Source organism: Mangrovactinospora gilvigrisea (assembly GCF_001879105.1).
In the GTDB taxonomy this organism is placed as follows: Bacteria; Actinomycetota; Actinomycetes; order Streptomycetales; family Streptomycetaceae; genus Mangrovactinospora; species Mangrovactinospora gilvigrisea.
The window spans coordinates 66,420-84,346 of sequence record NZ_MLCF01000002.1; the positions used below are offsets into that span (position 1 = coordinate 66,420).

Sequence of the window (17,927 nt, forward strand, 5' to 3'; positions counted from 1 at the left end):
GCTGCTACGGTCGCGAGCTGGAGTTTCCGGCGCCGGCTGTTCGGTCGCAGGGGCGGTCGGGGTCGGTGGAGTACATGATCTGCGCAGCGCCCCACTTCTCGAAGCGGTCGATCTCCTTCATCCCGACCGCCTCCAGCAGCCGGCGGCTGCGGTGGTTGGCCACCTGGGTCGCCGCGATGACCGTGGGGGTGTCGTTGGGGATCGCGATCAAGGCCCAGTCGATGAGCGCGGACACTGCTTCGCGGGCGTAGCCGTGGCCCCAGTGCTCCGGCAGGAAGGACAGCGCGAGTTCGCGGCGCCCCTCGAACCGCGAAGGCGAGTCGATCGAGAGCGACCCGACCACCGTCTGCTGCTCGCGCAGCACGACGCTGAAGGCGTTGGGCGTTGGGCGTAGGACGGAAGGTCTCCTGGCGCCTGGTCACTTCCTGCGGGTCCAGCGGGCCGCCCACGAACCGGCGGACCTCGGGATTGGTCCACAACTCGGCGTAGGCGGCAAAGTCCTCCTCCTGGGCCGGACGCAGCCGCAGGCGGTCGGTCTCCACGACGGTGGGCCAGGCTGCTGTCTCACCAGAGTCCATGCCGGTGATCGTTCCAGCAGCCCATCGGAACCGATAGCCCTGCGACGCAGGCTGCCGGACACCCAGATCGCGCTGCCGCGACGTCCATGCCGCGACCCCGGGCACGCGCCAGCGCGCGGAGTGCGGCCGCGGACAGCACCGCCGCGTCCATGGTGCGCAGCGGCACGGACGCGGCGAGCGGGGGCTGCCTTGTCCAAATGCCGGGCCGCCCACGGTCGATGCCCCGCCCATGGCATGATCACCCACGCGGGAAACAGCTCCCACCACGGCCTGAAGGGACGGTCTCATGCCGATCCAGGGTGTGCTCTTCGACGTGGACGACACGCTGTTCGACTACTCGACCTCCGAGGAGGTCGGCGTGCTCGCCCACCTGCGGGCACAAGGCATCCTCAACCGGTTCCCCGACCCTGCGACGGCATTCGCCCTCTGGCGGGAGATCATGGAGGCGCAGTACGCGCGCTTCCTCAACGGCGAGATCACCTTCACCGAGCAGCGGCGCGCACGCACCCGCCAGTTCCTCGCCCACCTCGGGCACGACAGCCACAGCCTGTCGGACCACGAGGTCACCGCCTGGTTCGCCGCGTACGAGGCCCACCGCAACGCCGCCTGGGCGGCCTTTCCCGACGCCGAACCCGTCCTGCGCACGCTCGCGTCCGACTACCGGCTCGGGATCGTCTCCAACTCCTCGGCCGACCACCAGCGCGCCAAGCTCCACGCCATCGGCCTGCTGCCCTACCTCGGCGACACGCTCGTCTGCTCCGAGCAGCACGGCGCCGCCAAGCCGGCGGCGAGCATCTTCCTCGCCGGCTGCCATTCCCTCGGCCTCCCGCCGCACGAAGTGGCCTACGTCGGGGACAAGTACACCCTCGATGCGCAGGGAGCCCACGACGCGGGCCTGCACGCCTACTGGCTCGACCGGGCGAGGACCGGCAGCGGGCAGACTGCCGAGGACGGCATCGGCGTCATCCACTCCCTCGACGAACTCCCCTCCGCGCTCGCGACATGAGCCCCGCTGCGGTCCGCCAGTTCCTCCAGCGCCGCGGCCGGGGGCCCGCGCGGCCGGATAGAGGTCGACGAGCTCGGTCAGGAGGTGGGCGTAGGCCTTGCGCTGCGGACCTCGTGGTTCGGTCCGTCCCGCCCCCCAGGCCTGCACGGTAGCTACCCGCACCTCGAGCGCGCTTGCGACCTGAGTCTGAGTCAGGCCGTGTGCGGCGCGCGGTTGGCTTCGATCGGGCAGGGGACGCCAATGATGAACGTCTGTCTGGATCGCACAGTCGCCGTGACCGAGTGGGGCGATCCCGAGGGGTGTGTCGATCAGTGCAGGCTGCTTGTCAACGGCTTCGGCGGTTTGAGCGCGGAGCTGAGGTGGAGGCCAGTGCGCTCCAGCAGCGTGCGGCCGGTGCCGCCCAGGCTTTTCGCTGCTCCGGCGAGGGTTCCCAAGATCACTCCCGGGTCGGAGAATGGCCCGCATGGGGCAGCTGAAGTATCGGGCGCTGGCGCAGGAGTTGCAGCGCGGCATCCGCGACGGGGTGTGGCCGCCGGGATCGCAGTTGCCGACCGAGGCGGGTCTGGCTACCTCGCACGCGGTCTCGGTCAACACCGTGCGGCGTGCAATGGAGGTTTTGGCGGCTGAGGGGTGGGTGGAGCGGCGGCAGGGCGCGGGGACGTTCGTGCGGGCGGTGCCGGGCGCGGCACACGGGCGCCGGTGGCGGATTGCGGCGGTGCTGCCGGAGCGTCAGTGGTACTTCCCGCCGTTGCTGGAGGGTATCGAGGCGGCCGCGGCCCGGGGGCGGGTGGCGTTGCAGGTGCATTGCACGGGGTACGGGGCGCGGGGCTGGCAGCGGTTGGAGGACCTGCTTGCGCGGTTGGAGGGCGTGGACGGGCTGGTGCTGTCGCATCCGAGCGGCTCCGGGCCCGCCCTTGCCGACAGGGCTCGGTGGTTGCGGGAGCTGACGCTGCCTTATGTGCTGCTGGAGCGTGCGCCGGTGGATCCCGGGGACCCCAGTGAGCATGTGTCCACCGATCGGGTGGCCGGGGTGTTCATCGCCTTGGAGCACCTGGCCGCGCTGGGTCACCAGCGGGTGGGGCTGGTGTGCCGGCCGGGTGCGCCGCCCAGTGCGCAGATCGTGCGGGGGTTCGCCAAGGGGGCCGCCGAGCTCGGGCTGGATGCGGTGGCCGTCGTGGAGATCGAGCATCAGCGCCGGTTCGGGACCGGGCACATGCCCACGCTGGCGCCGCTGGGCGAGCGGGCACTGCGGGTGCTGCGGGCGGCGGGCGCCACGGCGGCGGTCTGCTTCGGGGACAACGAGGCGACGATGGTCATCGAAGCGGCCCGGCGGGCCGGGCTGGCGATCCCGGGCGGGTTGTCTGTGATCGCCTGCGAGGACTGGCGTGCCGTGACGGGATCGGTGGCGTTGACGTCGGTGGTGCCGGAGAAGTTCCGGCTGGGCCGGCTGGCGGTGGAGGCGCTGTTGCGGCGGCTGGCGGAGCCGGACGCGGAGGTGCAGCAGGTGTGGGTGCGGCCCCGGCTGGCGGTGCGCGCCTCCACCGCGGCCGCAGGGGAAGGAGCCGCGGGTCCTTCTTGATTCCTTCTGCCGGCGGACGCGAATCTCGCTCGCATGACCGGACACTTCCTCGGCGTTCGCCTCCGCCGTCGTCGCACCGTGGCACGGGGTGGCGCCCCGTCGGCCGCCGCAGCCGCTTGCGCCTCGATCGCCGGCCGGGCGGCAAAGGGCTGGACGGTCCCCTCGACGGCCGGCGCCGGTGGTGCGCGCGGCGGGCCGGATCCCGGGCCCGCGGACTCGTGCGGGATCCGGCCGGTGAAGGGGGACGGTGCGTGAGGGACATCGGCTCCGGGGGCGGCGGCCGCCCGCCGTCCCGGTGGCGGCTGCTGCGCGAGGCCCGGCACGCCGGGCCCGCCCTGCTGATCGCCGTCGCCGCCTGCCAGCTCGGCCAGGTCCTCCTGCCCACCGTCAGCTCCGTCGCGCTCGGCATGCTGGTCACCCGGCTGGTCCGCGGCGAGGAGGTCGGGGCGGTCCTTGGTCTCCTTGCGGCGATCGGCGCGGCCCTGCTGGGACAGCAGGTGCTGCAGCTGCTGCAGGTCCCGCTGACGGCCTTCGCCGAGCGGCGGGTGGACCTGGTGCTGCGCGCCGAGATCTCCGTCCTGGTGGACGCGCTGCCCACGCTGGATCGCCTGGAGGATCCCCAACTCCAGGACGACCTGGCGCAGTTCCGCACCGGGGCGATTGCCTGGATGAACTCCGGCATCGGCGGCGGCGCTCTGGCGCAGCTGGGCCAGGCCGCCTACTACCCGGCGCTGCTGCTGCCCGCCGCCGTCCTCAGCGGCATCACCTGGTGGTGGGGCCCGGCACTGCTGCTGATCTCGATCGGCATCCGGATCGGCACCGAGCGCGAGGTCATCGGCTTCGAGCGGCTGCAGACCGCGCACCGGGCCGCCACCCGCCGCACCCGGGCCTGGGGCGAGCTGATCGCCGGCCGCCGGGACGCCAAGGAGGTGCGGGTCTTCGCCCTCGGGGACTGGCTGCTTGAGCGCTCGGACGAGGCGCAGGCCGAGCGCCTCGCCGCCTTCCTGGCCAAGCGCCAGGCCATGGTCCGCACCCAGGCCGGGCGGTTTGCGGTCTGCCTGGCCGTCGTGGTGGCCGTGGAGCTGACCGTGGCTGGTGCCGGGCTGGCCGGTGCGGTGCCGCTGGGCCGGATCGCGACCGTGCTGGGCGCCGCGACCGCCATGATCGGCGCCGGGTTCGGCCTCGGCAGCGCCCTGAGCATCGAGGCCGCCCTGCCGATGGTCGGGGCCCTCGACCGGATGCGGGCCCGCGCGGCCCAGGACAAGGGGCGCCGTCCGGCCGCCCTCGAAGGCGCGGCTGCGGCCCGGCCGCCCCGCATCCGCTTCCATGCCGTGCGCTTCGGCTACCCCGGAGCACCGCGGGAGGTCCTGCACGGCGTCGACCTGGAGCTGGTCCCGGGCGAGGTACTGGCGGTCGTCGGGGTCAACGGGGCCGGCAAGACCACCCTCACCAAGCTGCTGGCCGGCCTGTACGAGCCGACCGGCGGCCGGGTGACGGTCGAGGGCACCCGGGTGCAGGAGCTGCCGCAGACCTGGTGGCGGCGTCAGGTCCACGCCGTCTTCCAGGACTTCGCGCACCTGGAGATGTCCGCCGCGGACAACATCCGCATCGCCGCGGCCGAGGCCGGCGACGCCCAGGTGCGCCGGGCGGCCGCCCTGGTCGGCGCCGACACCCTGATCGACTCGCTGCCGCACGGCTGGGAGACGATCCTGGCCCGCGGCTACACGGGCGGGGTGGAGCTGTCCGGCGGCCAGTGGCAGCGCATCGCCCTGGCCCGCGCCGCACTCGCAGCCGAGCACGGCGCACGCGTCCTGGTGCTGGACGAACCCACCGCCAACCTCGACATCCGCGCCGAACTCGCCGCCTACGAGCAGATCGTGGCCGCCCGGGGCACCGCGACCGTCGTGCTGATCTCCCACCGCCTGTCCACCGTCCGCAAGGCGGATCGCATCGTGGTCCTCGACGGCGGCCGGATCACCGAGAGCGGCACCCACGAGCACCTGCTGGCCGCGGGCGGCACCTACGCCGAGATGTTCACCCTCCAGGCCGCCCAGTTCGACCAAACCCAACCCACCCCCGCGGTCCCGGAGGCGACGCGATGAGGAACCTCCGGCTGCTGGGTGTCGTACTCGGCTTGTGCCGTCGCATCGCCCCGCGGCAGCTGACATGGTCGCTGCTGCTGGGCGTGCTCGGCGCGTTCGCCTCCCTCGGCATCGGTGTGGGCATGCGCGACCTGGTGGACGGCCTGGCCCACCACAACACCGCCGCGGCCGTCACCGGGGCCCTGGTCGGCGCCGTGTCCCTGGCACTGTCCTCGATGGGCGGGCGGGTCGCCGAATCACTGAACGCGGTACTGGCCGAAGCGGTCGGCGCCGCAATGGAACACCAGGTCCTGCGGCATAGTACGGCCCTGCCGTACGGGGCGCTGGAGGATCCCGGTCAACTGCACCGCCTGGAGCAGGCGCGGGTCCCCGGCATCCGGATGGTCAGCGGCGCCCTGCTGCTGCTCAAGGTCGGCCCGCTGGGGCTGCAGGTCCTGTTGAGCCTGATCCTGCTGGCCCGCACCTCGTGGTGGCTGCCCGCGCTCGCGCTGACCGCGCTGCCCTCGTTGTGGCTGGCCCGCCGCGGCGAGCGCGCGATGCGCGCCGTGCGCACCCAGGTGGCCGAGGACACCCGCATGGCCACCCGGCTGTTCGACGCGGCCCTGGCCCCCTCCTCCGCCAAGGAGTTGGCGCTCGGCGGGGGCGCGGGCCTGGTCCGCGCCCGCGGGGAGCAGCGCCTGCGGCGCACGGCCGACCGCATGCTGCGGGCCGGGCTCTCCCAGGCCCGGCGGGAGTCCGCCGGCTGGCTGGTGTTCGCCGCCGGCTGCACCGCGGCGACCGCCCTGGCCTACCAGCTGGCCCGCGCCGGGGCGACCGGCCCGGGCACCGTGCTGCTGGTGGCCGGCCTCGGAAGCCAGCTGCGCGGCCAGATGGCCGCGATCCTTTCCGGGCTGCGGCGGTCCCTGGAGGCGATGGACTCCCTCGACGCCTACCGGTGGCTGCTCGACCAGACCCCGGACCCCGCACGCCGGCAGACGGCAGGCGCCCCGGTGCCCGCCCGCCTCACCGACGGTCTGACCCTGACCGGTGTCGGCTTCGCCTACACCCCCGGCGGACCAAAGGTCCTGGACGGCATCGATTTGTCCATCCCCGCCGGCAGCACCGTCGCCCTGGTCGGCGAGCACGGATCGGGCAAGACCACCCTGGTGAAACTGCTGTGCGGGCTCTACCGGCCGACCACCGGCAGCATCACCGTGGACGGCATCCCGCTTGAGGATCTGGACCAGGCCGCCTGGCGCGGGCGCACCACCGCGGCCTTCCAGGACTTCTCCCGCTGGGAGTTCCGCGCCCGCCAGACCATCGGCGTCGGCGACCTGCCCCGCATCCACGACACCGCGGCGATCGCCAGGACCGCCGCCCGCGTGGGCGCCGCCCCCGTTGTGGACCAACTCCCCCACGGCGGCGAGACACAGCTGGGCACGACCTTCGGCAACGGCACGGAGCTGTCCGGAGGGCAGTGGCAAAAACTCGCCCTGGCCCGCGCACTTTTGCGCGAACGCCCGCTGCTGGCCGTGCTCGACGAGCCGACCGCTGCCCTGGACGCGGCCGCCGAACACGCCGTCTACCAGCAGTACGCGGCGGCAGCCCGCACCTACCGGCACTCCACCCGCGGCATCACGCTGCTGGTCTCGCACCGCTTTTCCACCATCCGGATGGCCGACCTCATCGTCGTCCTGGACGGCGGCCGCATCGCGGAAGCCGGCAGCCATGCCGAATTGATGGCCAACGGCGGCCTGTATGCCGACCTGTACGGCCTGCAGGAACGCGCCTACACCTAGCCGGCGCACCCCGACCGGACCCCACCACTCCCGCACACCACCCCTGCCCGCCACCCGGCCCCGGCAACGCCCCCACGGGGGGGGCGGCCCCTTCACGCAAAGGACACACGACACCACCATGGTCGACGTATCGATGGTCATGCCCGTCCACAACGGCATGCCGTACCTGGCCGAGGCGCTCGACGGAATAGCGACGCAGACGCTGGCCATGGAGCTGATCGTCGTCGACGACGGCTCCAGTGACGACTCGGCACAGGTCGCCCGCCGTGCGGGAGCAACCGTCGTGGCCACCCCGCACCTCGGCGTGGCCGCCGCCATCAACCTGGGCGTCACCCACGCGAGCGGACGCTACATCGCCCGGCACGACGCCGATGACGTCTCGACACCAACCCGGCTCCAGGAGCAGTTCCGCTTCCTGGAGGACAACCCGGCCATCAGCGCGGTGGGCATCACCTCAGTGGTGATCGACGAGGACTCGGATGCCATCGGCCGCCCGGCCGACGGATGGCCGCACGCCCACCACCCGTGCACGCCGGAGGAGATCAGCGCCATGCTCCCCGGACGCAACCCGATGATCGGCGGGTCGGTGATGCTCCGCCGTGACGCGCTCGAGCGGGTCGGCGGATACCGGCCGGCGTTCCGATACGCCTCGGACTACGACCTGTGGCTGCGCCTGGACGAGGTCGGCGAGCTCGCCAACCTGCCGGGAGGCCAGTACCGGCTCAGGCGCCACGCGAAGAGCATGTGGGGCGCCCGGGGCGCCACCGCGTCCGTCTATGCCGTGCTCGCCCGCCACCTCGCCGCGCAGAGGCGCAGTGGCGGAGCCGACTCGCTGGCCCGCCTCGGTGAGGCCGAGGTCCGCGACCGGATCGCCGGCGTGGTGCGCAGGGTGGACGCGACCGGGGACCGCACCGGCGTCGTCGATGAGGTGCGGAACCTCCTCCCCGAACTGGTGTGATCGCGCACGGCGGCCGGCTCCCGGGCGCTCCCTCCACCTCATCCTCGTCGACCCGATGCGGTGACGAAAATGCCAGCGGCTCGGCGCCGGCGAACGCGCGAGTCCCATCCGGTGGCCACACTCGAAGCGGATGCTCGCGCCGCCAATCGCAACCCACCGCCTCAACGGCACGGCGATGCACCATGCCTGATGTCCGACCAGCTCCCCGTGTCTGGCGGGCCGAAGAACGGGGGCTCGAACGTTGCATGCCCTCGTCAGGGTGTGGTCATGGACCTGGAGATCGATCGGCCGGGGCCGAGGATGCCGCAGGCGGTGTCCGCAGGCTTCTGGCCGCCTGGCCCCGCGCTGTTCGCCACCCGAGGGGTCGCTGCTACTTCGGGTCCGGCTTCGGCCGGGTCGCCGCTCTCCAGGCGAAGGCGCCGCCGATGGTGAGCGCGAGGGCGAGGCTTCCGTCGCCGACGGCGCTCACCGTGTCGGTGCGATGGATGGCGCTGATGGCTCCGCCGATGGACAGGAACCATCACAGCAGGGCCACCAGGGTCCAGACGGTACGCATGTGACGCCTCCGAGGGTGGGGTTGGCCGTGAGTCTGGGGGGCGGCGTCGCGGCACGAGGCGTCTTCACAGATGCGCGCTCGGCCGCAGGTGCCGTGGTGCCATGCTGGAAACAGCTGGGTCGCAACCTTGTCGGCATCGGCTTGTACCCCCCAGCCCATCGGCCCTCAAAGCATCGATTGGGCCCGCCCCGCCTTGTCGCTCCCATCCGGTGATGCTGCTCCTGACCGCAGTCCCGGACGGAGTGTCAGCGGTAGCGGACCAGGCCGGTCCGGGCGGGCTGACTAGACCGGCTGCGTCGTGCCAGACCGCTGGTGGACGATTGCCGCGTCGGCCAGGCGCCCAGGCTCGAAGACGGCCGCCGCCACCCGCACTTCGGGACTCAGGCCGGCCCACACCTCGGCCAGCAGCTCCTGCCGGTCGCCCGCCTCGGTGCGCGCCTCCACCAACGGCGCGACGGCCTCGACCCGTTCGCCGTCGGAGCGGTAGGTCGTCATCAGCACGGCATCCCCCGGCTTCAGCTCCCGGACCGCAAGCGTCAGCAGGTCGGCCCCCGTCCGATGCCCCCGTGGGCGCCGCGCGGCGCCGAACCAGGCATGCGGTTCGGTGCGCAGGTCGGCCACCACCGTGATGCGGGGTGTGCAGATCGGCGGGTCGGGCTCGTACTCCAACCCCTCCATCGCCTGATAGGGGCCGTTTCCTTGATGCAGGCGGTCCGAGACCACGGCCACCTGCTCGCCATTGCCGAACACCAGCCACCCGCCGCGCTCGCGCGCCGCAAGGTAGTGGCGAAGGGCATCGTGGCCGGACTCTCCGGTCGGCACCACGCTCAGCGCATGCTCCTCCTGACGCAGGAAGCGCTCCTTGGAGGCCGCACTGCGCCCGGTCAGGAAATAGCCGCCGCACAGAAGTCCGCCGCGGGTGCGCGCCCACAGCACGCCCCGGCCCGGGTAGCGATTGTCCGCCAGCACCTCATGCACCTGCTCCACCGGCCGCACTCCTCGCTGTATCTGACGGCGCCTGGGCCGTTCGCGGATACAGTCATCCAACCGCACCCCGCCGAGGCGGCCCCGGGCAGACCCACACGCGGCCGCGGCACCCACCACCGCCACCGTGGCGCACGGACGCGCCGTCAGATGCGGCACGCCTCGATCCGGGTGACCAGGACGGCCCTGGCTCCCGCCGCGCTCAGCCGGTCCATGACGGCGTGGCAGTCCTCGACCCGCGCCATCGCGCGGACCGCCACCCAGCCGTCGCTGTGCAGCGGGGAGACGGTCGGGGACTCCATGCCCGGCGTCAGCGCGATCGCCGCCTCCAGCCGGCCGACCTCAATGTTGTAGTCCACCAGGACGTAGTCGCGGGCGAACAGGACATTGCGCAGGCGGCGCAGCAGCCGTTCGGCGGCCAAGTCGGTGGCCGGGTCCGTGCGGGCGGGCCGCACGACGATCGCCTCGGACTCCATGATGGGCTCGCCGATCGTGGTCAGCCCCAGGTGGCGCAGCGTGGTGCCAGTCTCCACCACGTCCGCGATCGCCTGGGCCACGCCCAGCCGCAGCGCCGTCTCCACGGCCCCGTCCAGGGCGACGATGCCGGCCGGGGCGATGCCGGCCTCGGCCAGGTGCTTCTCCACGATGCCGGGGTAGGAGGTGGCGATGGTCTTGCCCGCCAGGTCGGCGACGTCGGCGGCGGTGCCCGGGTCCGCAGCGAAGTGGAAGGCGGCGCGGGCGAAGCCCAGGGCCAGGACCTCCTCGGCGGCCGCTGCCGAGTCCAGCAGCATGTCCCGGCCGGTGATGCCCGCATCGAGTCGGCCGGAGCCGACGTAGACGGCGATGTCGCGGGGCCGCAGGTAGAAGAACTCCACCTGGTTGGCGCGGTCGGTGACGATCAGTTCCTTCTGCGCGGTGCGCTGCCGGTATCCGGCCTCATGCAGCATCGCCTGCGCCTGGGTAGCCAGCGAACCCTTGTTGGGGACGGCGATGCGCAGCATGACGACACAGCCCTTCTTCAGCATGGAGTGTTGAGGCAGTGACCAATGGTGCCAGAGATGCGGGTGGGGCACGACAGGTTTTCCGGCTGGGCGGGCCTTTGACCAGCGGGGAGAACCGGCGCCTCGGTCTTGTGGAGCCGCCGCTGCTGCCTTGTCGATCCGTGGCGGCGGCTGGTTCCCGCGCCGCATCTCCGCTTGGATGATCAACCATGCGGCGCTACAGCGGTGCTGCACGACACGGCGGTGTCCGCGTGCGGCACGCGCCGCCGCGCCGCGGCCGTCAACGATGCACATCTCGATGGAGGTCGGTCCGGAGCATGAACGCCGGCAGGAGCATGCGGCGATGCGGGAGCAACTGACCACCCGGCGGCTGGAGCTCAGGTGCTTTCGCCCGCGGGACGCCGAGGAACTGCATGCGATCTTCAGCGACCCGCTGACCCGCACCTTCACCGGCGGCGCCTTCACCGAGCCCGCACAGACCCGGCGGTGGATCGAGCGCCGGATGCAGGCGTTCGCGGACACCGGACTGGCCTGGTACGGGCTGCGCCTCCAAGGAACCGGGCAGCTGGTGGGCAACTGCGGCCTGTTCCCCGGACCTTCCGGCCCGACCGTCACGGAGATCGGCTACGAGATCCACCAGCCGCACCAGGGCCGAGGTCTGGCTGCCGAGGCGGCGGCGGCCGTCCTCGCCGAGGCGACCGCGTGCGCCGTCGGCGAAGTCTGGGCCACCGTCCGCCCGGACAACGCCGCCTCCCTGCGCCTCACCGCCCGGTTGGGCTTCACCCACCGCCACACGCGCCAGGAAGGCGGCCGGCCGCTGCTGTACCTGGCATGCCCCGCCGAGGCCACGGCCGACAGCGCGGGAGACGAGACCGCGGGGCGGTGGACTGCGGCTGACGGCTAGGCTCCCGCGGGTGAAGATCAGTCAAGCGTGCGGCGACGACACCGCGGTCCTGGCCAGGCTGCTGTGGCTGGACACCCACCACCAGGAGCCGGACCCGCAGGCCCTGACGGCCTTCGCCGCGCAGCTCGCCGCATGGCACAAGCCCCACCAGGACACGCACACCGCCTTCGTGGCCCACTTGACGGGTCGTGAGGTCGCTCGTGCAGCGGCAGAGCCGCATCGCGGTAGCGGTCCAGCCGGGTCGAAGCGCACAAGCCCGCGGTGTGGGACAGCAGCTGACGCACCGTCGCCGCACCACCCGGGGCGTCGGAGGCCATGGGCGGCAGGTAGTCGCGGACCAGCTTGTCCACCTCCATCAGCCCGCCGGTGACCGCGGCTCCGACCAGCGGCCAGGTCGCCACCACCTTCGTCAGCGACGCCAGGTCATAGCGGGTGTCCGGGCCGGGGCGGATGGAGTCGGGATCGGCGGGCGCCACCCGGCCGCACGCCGTGAACCAGGGCTCCTCATCGACCATGCCGTAGGCCAGCACCCCACCCGGAGTGCCCCCGCCGTCCACGACGGCCTGGAGCGCCTCGCCCATCCGCTCCGCAGCCGACACCCCACCCGCATGCTCGGTCATCCATCGTCTCCCTGACTCGGGACCCAGCCCCGCTGCCCGACAGCCGGCTTCGCCGACGAACCGCAGCCGGCGGACCGCCACGTCCGATTGATCATTCCGGCGCGAGAGACGCGATCTTCACCGCCGGCGGTTGCAGCGCGGTACGGCCCTCAGCAGTCGGCGCCGCGCAGGGGTGCATACCGTTCGCAGATGACGCCCCGTCAGTACATCGGCTTTGCCAAGACCGGCCTGGGCCTCAGCCGAGCAGGCACAGCTCTGGCAGACAGCTGCCGCGGCTACAGCAGGCCGCGCTCGAGCAGCTCGCCCAGGGCGGCGAAGGTCAACGCGGTGAACGTCTCCGGCTCCTCCTCCAGCAGCCGCTTGACCTCCACCGTGTCCATGAACACCGCATCCCGCGCGCCGTCGCCCACAGCCGCCGGCTGCTCCTCGGAATACCCGGTGTACACCACCAGCAGCGACGGATAGCCGCCCGCCACCATCTGCACCAACAGGGTCGGCGAGGACGTCTCGACCGTCTCGCTGCCGTGCACACGCTGCACGAACCGGCCCTCGATCGCCTCGGCCCCGATGCCGCACTCCTCCAACAGCTCGCGGCGCAGGCACTCGGCCGCAGTCTCCTGCGCCCGCCACTTGCCGCCGGGCAGCTCCCACTTGCCGAGGTTGTCCGGGTCGCTCTCCGGCTTCCAGCGCCGCTGAATCAACACCGACCCACCACCCGGACGCTTGATCAGCCCGTACACATTCGGCAGAACCAGAGTCTCCGCAGCCACAGCCCTCTCCTCACCTCGCGCAACGTCGACCGGACCCTAGCCGCAGTGATCATCCGACCGCTACGGAACAGACAGCACCAGATGCTCGCCCGCAAACTCGCCGCGGGAGCCGCGGCATCAGCGGCCTGCCCCGCGGCGAACGCCGACGCCGCCTCAGATGACGGGGCATCTCCCGGGCAGCCCCCGGGCCCGCAGCCCGGCCCGCGATAATGGAGCCCCGCCCGCAATCCGTCGACGCCCAGCACCACCGGGAGCACCACATGATCGGCCCGCGCCTGCGGCTGCATCCGCATCAGCCGGCCGCTATCGATGCGATCGTGCGCGGCCTGGAACTCCCCGCCGGCGGCCGGGTACCGGAGGAGGGCGTGCGGGGGCAGTTGGTCTCGGTGACCGGCACCGGCAAGACCGTCACCGCCGCCGTCGCCGCGAAGCGTCTGGTCCCCCGCGGCGTAGTCGGAATCATCGTCCCCACCCTGGACCTGATCGCCCAGACCGTGACGCAGTGGCGGCTCGCCGGGCACACCGCCCCGATGGTCGCCGTCTGCTCGCTGGGCGACGACCCCTACCTGGAGCAGCTGGACGTGCGCTGCACCACCCACCCCACCCGCCTCGCCCTCTGGACCGCCGCAGGCGGCCCGATGATCGTGATCGCCACCTACGCCAGCCTCGTCCCCCAGGCCGAGGGCGGCGAGGAACAGCCCGGAGAGGCCGGCGGCGGGCCCGGGGTGCTGGAGCAGGCGCCGCGCGGCACCTGGGGCCAACGCATGCCCCCGCTGGACCTGTTGATCATCGATGAGGCGCACCGGTCCTCCGGCGACGCCGCGAAGGCCTGGGCCGCCGTCCACGACCAGACCCGCATCCCCGCGGTGCGGCGGCTGTACATGACCGCCACCCCGCGGCTGTGGAAGGCGGCTCCCGGCGTCGCCGAGCAGGCGCAGCAGCGGGAGGAAGGCCGGCGCCGCGGCGGCCGCGGTGGGCGTCTGGCGGGGGTGGCGCCCAAGTCCGCCGCTCCAGAGGGGGGTTCGGGAGTGCCGGCGGGGCTGGTGGCCTCCATGGACGATATTGCGGTGTACGGCCCGGTACTGCACGAACTCGGCCTCATGGAGGCGTGCGAGCGCGGAATCCTTGCCGGCTTCGAGATCGACGTCCTGGAGATCCGCGACCCGCAGGCCCCCGGGCCGGACGCGGATCCCGAGTTGGTGCGCGGCCGGCGCCTCGCCGCTTTGCAGGCCGCCCTCCTCAAACACGCCGACACCGTCGGCGCCCGCTCCCTGATGACCTTCCACACCCGCACCCTGGACGCCCTCGCCTTCGCCCGGGCCCTGCCCGAGACCGCCGCCGAACTCCACGCAACCGACCCGCACACCTACCCGAAGCGGGTCGGCGCCGACTGGCTGTGCGGCGAACACCCCGCCGCCGAGCGGCGCAAGGTCCTCGCCCGGTTCGCCGACGGCCTGGACGAAGACGGCTGGGTCGTCGACTTCGGCGTCCTTGCCTCCTGCCGGGTCCTCGGCGAGGGCGTCGACATCCGCGGCAGGCGCGGCGTGGACGGCGTGGTGTTCGCCGACCCGCGCTGCTCGCCCGTGGAGATCGTCCAGATCATCGGCCGCGGCCTGCGCCAAAACCCCGGCGAGGGCAAGGTCGCCCGCCTGATCATCCCCGTCTTCTTCAAGCCCGGCGAGGACCCCGAGGACATGATGGCCTCCCCAAGCTACCGACCCGTCGTAGCCCTCCTCCAAGGCCTCCGAGCGCACGACGAACGGGCGATCGAGTCCATGGTGCTCGCCGCCCGCGGCGCCGGCGGCCAGGCCACCGGCGTCCTCGCCCTCGACCCCAACCGCCCCGACGACGAGGAGCCGGACGGTGAAGGACCGGAAGGGGAAGGCGAGTCGGCCGCCCAGGCGGCGGACGAGGCCCAGGAGGAGGGCGATCCGAGCGAAACTGCGGCCGGCGACGGCCCGGGCCACGCCGCGGCCTCCCGCGGCGGTGCGGAGGCGCGGGTGCGCAGGCCGTCGGTGCCGCTGCTGCGCTTCTCCCTGCCCCGCAACCCCGACGTCATCGCCTCTTTCCTGCGCACCCGCGTCCTGTTCCCCGACTCCGAGGTCTGGCTGGCCGGCTACAACGCGCTGCGCCACTTCGTCGCCGACCACAACACCGCCGAAGTGCCCCTCGATGCCGTCGTCCCGCTCGGGGCGACCGCCCGCGACGAGGCCGACATCGACGCGACGGTCACCGAGACGTATCCGCTGGGGGCGTGGGTGAGCGAGCAGCGCCGCGCCTTCAAACTCGGCGCCCTCAAGGCCTGGCGGGCCGAACTGCTGGACGAGCTCGGCATGGTCTGGTCCGTCGCGGACACCCGCTTCCACCGCAGCCTGGCCGCCGCCCGCGCCTACCGCGACGTCCACGGGACACTCGCAGCCCCCAGGGACGCCGAGGTCGACGGAGTCAAGGTCGGGCACTTTCTGTCGAATCTGCGGCGCGCCGGGGCCCTGGACGGCTACCCGGACCGGGCCAAGGCCCTGGCCGCGATCGACAAGGACTGGAACCCGGGCTGGCCGGCGGACTGGCAGCGCCACTACACCTCAAGCACCTGATCGACGACGGCGAGAAGCTGGAGGTGCTGCTGCCGGGGGTGACCGTCTTCGGCGACGACATCGGCACCTGGATCACCCGCCAGCAACGCCCCGACGTCTGGGACACACTGACGGACCGCCAGCAGCAGCTGCTCCAGGGCCTCGGCATCACCCCGACGGAACCCGAGCCCACCGACGGCGGCAACGGCCGCTCGAAGGCGCTCAGCGCCTTTGAGCGGGGCCTGGCCGCACTGCGCCAGTACACCGCCCGCACCGGGAACGCGAAGATTCCTCGTCACCATGAAGAACACGTCGTCCTCGACGACGGCTCCGAACCCGTCACCATCCGGCTAGGAGTATGGGCCTCCAACATCAAGTCCCCCGCGCGGCGAGCGAAGCTGACCGATGATCAGCGCGCCGCACTCGCCGAGGCCGGCATGGAGGTGCCGTCATGATCGAGGCAGGCACTGGACAGGGACCTGACGGCGTCGACGCGTACATCGCCGCCGGTACCGGGCAGCACGGCAACACCGGCAGCAACGCCCAACTGACCCTGCACCGGATCCTGGCCGGCGCGGGCATCGCCGCTACCGACACCGCCGCGCTGGTCCACGCGGTGGCCGCCGTCACCGACACCGTCTGCACCGTCCAGGAGCTCAACCCTGGTCCTGAGCACCGCAATCTCCAGGGCTACGAGGACGAGCGGGAGCAGCGATCCGTGCTGCGGCCGCGCACCTGGACGGGTGCGCCGAGCGGCTCGCCCGCCCGCTGATCACCGACTGGTCCGAAGGCCGTCCCGTGACCGGCCACCAGGACGACCCCGGAGCCTCGGCATGAATGCAGCCGGCCGCGGTCATACGGCTTGCGGGCCTTCCCTCACGGGCCGGCGGCTTCCAACTGATGCCGCCGTCATGTCGGCCTCCTACGCCAGCTCCTGCTCCAGCAGCCGAAGAAGGGCGTGGGCGAGGAGGATCGCCGGCACCACGAACTGCGGCCGGTAGGAACACGCCGAGGCGCTGTGGGCACCGAGGTGGCGGTTGAGGGTGTCCTGCTTGCTGGTGCCGGGGGCGAAGACCTGGCTCATGCCCGCCAGCACCAGGTAGCGGCGGACCTCGAGCAGCGTGGGGTCGCCCCAGCTCGGGCCGCTCGGGAGCGCCCCGGCGATGGTCTTGTGGTGGCCGGCCTCGGGAACCTCCGGAAAGGCGCCGCGGATCCAGGTGCCGCCGAGCTCCTTCATCGCCGTCTCGAGCACGTTGCAGGCCAGCGCCTGGGCAGCTTGGTCGTGACCGGCACGCGCGGCGTCGATGGCGGCGGCGGTCAGGGCCGCCAGGTCGGTGAGGTCGGAGTGGATGACCGACTGAAGGCTCGCGGCGACGTCGTCGAAGACCTCCTCGCGCCGGTCGCGGAGCAGGGTGAAGCGCTCGTCGCGCGTGCCGAGCTTCAGCAGGTCTTTGACCAGGTCTGCGTGGGGGGCCCAGGAGAGGCCGAGCCCGTCGTCCCGGCTGATGGTGAACAGCTCCTCCAGCTCATCCGGCGTCAGATCGCGGAGGTTGCTGGGGAGGAAGTCCGTGAACGGCTTCGTCAGCAGCCGCTGGACCAGAGCGCTGGGCGGGGTTGCCATCCGCACGATCGCGGCGATCTGCTCGTGCCAGGACGGGGTGCTGAGGGCCAGCGAGAAGGCGCCGAGGGATCGGGGCGGCAGAGTCTTCAGGACACTCCGGTGGACGTCGTCGGCCGTCTTCGCGAGCCGCGCTTGGCGTACGAGTTGACGGCGGGTCTCCTCGTTGAGTTTCATGACGCTCGCGAGGAAGCCGGTGCTGACGAACCGTTGGGTGATGGAGTTGCCCATCACCCCTGCGGCCGCCGCCGAGCGGAGCGCCGAGCTGTCCGCCAGGCTCCCGCCGGCTAGGGACTGGCGGGCACGGGCTGCGCTGCTGTGTGTCGGCCGGGCCTCGGGGCGGTCGTCACCCTCGCCCCCGGGGTCGACGCACGCCTCATCTTCGTCGCTCATGTAGCCATGATTCCGACTCGCCCTGGTGTGCGCCCGTCCTTTTCCGGAATGGCCCCTCCTCCGGCTTTAGCTACGACTGCGTCGAGCTGTACCGACCGCCCGTCGGAGCCCGTGAAGCGCCGCACCGCCTCGCCGGCGGCCCATACGGCGCACCGCGTGTCGCGTGTCCCGTGCCGCGCGCTGGTTCCTCATCGGTGCGCGGCACGCGGCATGCTGGCCGCCGCGCACCGGCGCGGCCCACAGCCGGGCGCGGGATCAGAACCCGGGTTACTCCACCATCACGTGCAGCGCCACGGCGACCACGAAGAAGGCCGCCACCGCGGCGGCCGGGCCGCTGTGCAGGCCGGCCGGGACGCTGCAGACCGCTGCGATGAAAACGATCAGCACCCAGCGCCTCGGCATGCGGGCGGGCGGCTGCGGGTCGGTCGGAGGCGTAGACATTCGTCTGCTGCTTTCATTTGACGGCCGCCGGGCTGCGGCAGGATGCGGCCCGCCGCTGCGGGCATC

The 17,927-nt window shown here is 72.5% G+C and carries 16 protein-coding genes and 1 pseudogene; 9 read left to right on the top strand and 8 right to left on the bottom strand.

Annotation, left to right across the window (positions count from 1 at the left end; translation table 11 throughout):
* Nucleotides 1-4 precede the first annotated feature (4 nt).
* Nucleotides 5-364 carry a GNAT family N-acetyltransferase gene (locus BIV57_RS26295; protein ID WP_071654529.1) on the bottom strand — a complete coding sequence of 120 codons (360 nt, stop codon included), beginning with the start codon at nt 362-364 and terminating at the stop codon, nt 5-7.
* Nucleotides 365-458: 94 nt separating this feature from the next.
* A pseudogene (locus BIV57_RS26685) lies at nt 459-866 on the bottom strand (GNAT family N-acetyltransferase); the annotation flags it as partial.
* Between BIV57_RS26685 and BIV57_RS00355 the strand changes: the two are divergent.
* From BIV57_RS00355 to BIV57_RS00375, 5 genes are all read left to right on the top strand, one after another.
* On the top strand, nt 865-1,584 hold the full coding sequence (locus tag BIV57_RS00355) for an HAD family hydrolase (RefSeq protein WP_071654530.1): 720 nt from the start codon (nt 865-867) through the stop codon (nt 1,582-1,584). The pseudogene BIV57_RS26685 and the gene BIV57_RS00355 overlap by 2 nt on opposite strands.
* A 463-nt stretch (nt 1,585-2,047) precedes the next feature.
* Nucleotides 2,048-3,163 carry a GntR family transcriptional regulator gene (locus tag BIV57_RS00360; RefSeq protein ID WP_175548610.1) on the top strand — a complete coding sequence of 372 codons (1,116 nt, stop codon included), beginning with the start codon at nt 2,048-2,050 and terminating at the stop codon, nt 3,161-3,163.
* Between the two features lie 251 nt (nt 3,164-3,414).
* Nucleotides 3,415-5,265 carry an ABC transporter ATP-binding protein gene (locus tag BIV57_RS00365; RefSeq protein ID WP_079169875.1) on the top strand — a complete coding sequence of 617 codons (1,851 nt, stop codon included), beginning with the start codon at nt 3,415-3,417 and terminating at the stop codon, nt 5,263-5,265.
* Nucleotides 5,262-7,043 carry an ABC transporter ATP-binding protein gene (locus BIV57_RS00370; protein ID WP_071654532.1) on the top strand — a complete coding sequence of 594 codons (1,782 nt, stop codon included), beginning with the start codon at nt 5,262-5,264 and terminating at the stop codon, nt 7,041-7,043. The genes BIV57_RS00365 and BIV57_RS00370 overlap by 4 nt, the downstream gene beginning before the upstream one ends.
* Before the next feature lie 118 nt (nt 7,044-7,161).
* Nucleotides 7,162-8,001: a glycosyltransferase family 2 protein gene (locus BIV57_RS00375; protein ID WP_071654533.1), complete on the top strand. Its 840-nt coding sequence runs from the start codon at nt 7,162-7,164 to the stop codon at nt 7,999-8,001.
* Nucleotides 8,002-8,839: 838 nt separating this feature from the next.
* Here BIV57_RS00375 and BIV57_RS00380 read toward each other — a convergent pair.
* Both BIV57_RS00380 and hisG read right to left on the bottom strand, forming a co-directional pair.
* Nucleotides 8,840-9,544: an IMP cyclohydrolase gene (locus BIV57_RS00380; protein WP_245797361.1), complete on the bottom strand. Its 705-nt coding sequence runs from the start codon at nt 9,542-9,544 to the stop codon at nt 8,840-8,842.
* 143 nt (nt 9,545-9,687) lie between these two features.
* Nucleotides 9,688-10,542, bottom strand: coding sequence for an ATP phosphoribosyltransferase (gene hisG / locus BIV57_RS00385; RefSeq protein WP_071654534.1), 855 nt, complete (start codon nt 10,540-10,542; stop codon nt 9,688-9,690).
* Nucleotides 10,543-10,885: 343 nt separating this feature from the next.
* Between hisG and BIV57_RS00390 the strand changes: the two genes are divergently transcribed.
* A complete protein-coding gene (locus tag BIV57_RS00390; RefSeq protein WP_175548611.1) occupies nt 10,886-11,446 on the top strand; it encodes a GNAT family N-acetyltransferase in 561 nt (186 codons plus the stop codon).
* A gap of 17 nt (nt 11,447-11,463) precedes the next feature.
* Here BIV57_RS00390 and BIV57_RS26690 read toward each other — a convergent pair whose 3' ends face one another.
* The gene (locus tag BIV57_RS26690; protein ID WP_071654536.1) at nt 11,464-12,066 is read right to left on the bottom strand and encodes a serine hydrolase; all 603 of its coding nucleotides are present in this window, start codon (nt 12,064-12,066) and stop codon (nt 11,464-11,466) included.
* Between the two features lie 275 nt (nt 12,067-12,341).
* Nucleotides 12,342-12,836 (bottom strand): NUDIX hydrolase, encoded by a 495-nt coding sequence (locus BIV57_RS00400; protein ID WP_079169878.1) that lies wholly within the window; start codon nt 12,834-12,836, stop codon nt 12,342-12,344.
* A gap of 260 nt (nt 12,837-13,096) precedes the next feature.
* On the opposite strand from BIV57_RS00400, the gene BIV57_RS00405 reads away from it, so the two are divergent.
* From BIV57_RS00405 to BIV57_RS00410, 3 genes are read left to right on the top strand one after another with little or no spacing between them, the layout of a single operon-like run.
* Nucleotides 13,097-15,430: a DEAD/DEAH box helicase gene (locus tag BIV57_RS00405; protein ID WP_336444819.1), complete on the top strand. Its 2,334-nt coding sequence runs from the start codon at nt 13,097-13,099 to the stop codon at nt 15,428-15,430.
* A gap of 23 nt (nt 15,431-15,453) precedes the next feature.
* Nucleotides 15,454-15,864 (top strand): helicase associated domain-containing protein, encoded by a 411-nt coding sequence (locus BIV57_RS26590; RefSeq protein WP_336444821.1) that lies wholly within the window; start codon nt 15,454-15,456, stop codon nt 15,862-15,864.
* Nucleotides 15,861-16,181: a hypothetical protein gene (locus BIV57_RS00410; RefSeq protein ID WP_071654538.1), complete on the top strand. Its 321-nt coding sequence runs from the start codon at nt 15,861-15,863 to the stop codon at nt 16,179-16,181. The genes BIV57_RS26590 and BIV57_RS00410 overlap by 4 nt, the downstream gene beginning before the upstream one ends.
* Before the next feature lie 150 nt (nt 16,182-16,331).
* Here the strand turns inward: BIV57_RS00410 and BIV57_RS00415 are convergent, their stop codons facing one another.
* A complete protein-coding gene (locus tag BIV57_RS00415; protein WP_139275339.1) occupies nt 16,332-17,420 on the bottom strand; it encodes a hypothetical protein in 1,089 nt (362 codons plus the stop codon).
* A 267-nt stretch (nt 17,421-17,687) separates the two neighbouring features.
* Nucleotides 17,688-17,861, bottom strand: a complete 174-nt coding sequence (locus BIV57_RS24760; protein ID WP_175548612.1) for a hypothetical protein — start codon at nt 17,859-17,861, stop codon at nt 17,688-17,690.
* Nucleotides 17,862-17,927: the final 66 nt, after the last annotated feature.

Coding starts and splice junctions, on each gene's coding strand:
- BIV57_RS00355 (WP_071654530.1), top strand. CDS start 865: ATGCCGATCCAGGGTGTGCTCTTCGACGTGGACGACACGCTGTTCGAC.
- BIV57_RS00360 (WP_175548610.1), top strand. CDS start 2,048: ATGGGGCAGCTGAAGTATCGGGCGCTGGCGCAGGAGTTGCAGCGCGGC.
- BIV57_RS00370 (WP_071654532.1), top strand. CDS start 5,262: ATGAGGAACCTCCGGCTGCTGGGTGTCGTACTCGGCTTGTGCCGTCGC.
- BIV57_RS00375 (WP_071654533.1), top strand. CDS start 7,162: ATGGTCGACGTATCGATGGTCATGCCCGTCCACAACGGCATGCCGTAC.
- hisG (WP_071654534.1), bottom strand. CDS start 10,542: ATGCTGCGCATCGCCGTCCCCAACAAGGGTTCGCTGGCTACCCAGGCG.
- BIV57_RS00390 (WP_175548611.1), top strand. CDS start 10,886: ATGCGGGAGCAACTGACCACCCGGCGGCTGGAGCTCAGGTGCTTTCGC.
- BIV57_RS26690 (WP_071654536.1), bottom strand. CDS start 12,066: ATGACCGAGCATGCGGGTGGGGTGTCGGCTGCGGAGCGGATGGGCGAG.
- BIV57_RS00405 (WP_336444819.1), top strand. CDS start 13,097: ATGATCGGCCCGCGCCTGCGGCTGCATCCGCATCAGCCGGCCGCTATC.
- BIV57_RS00410 (WP_071654538.1), top strand. CDS start 15,861: ATGATCGAGGCAGGCACTGGACAGGGACCTGACGGCGTCGACGCGTAC.
- BIV57_RS00415 (WP_139275339.1), bottom strand. CDS start 17,420: ATGAGCGACGAAGATGAGGCGTGCGTCGACCCCGGGGGCGAGGGTGAC.
- BIV57_RS24760 (WP_175548612.1), bottom strand. CDS start 17,861: ATGTCTACGCCTCCGACCGACCCGCAGCCGCCCGCCCGCATGCCGAGG.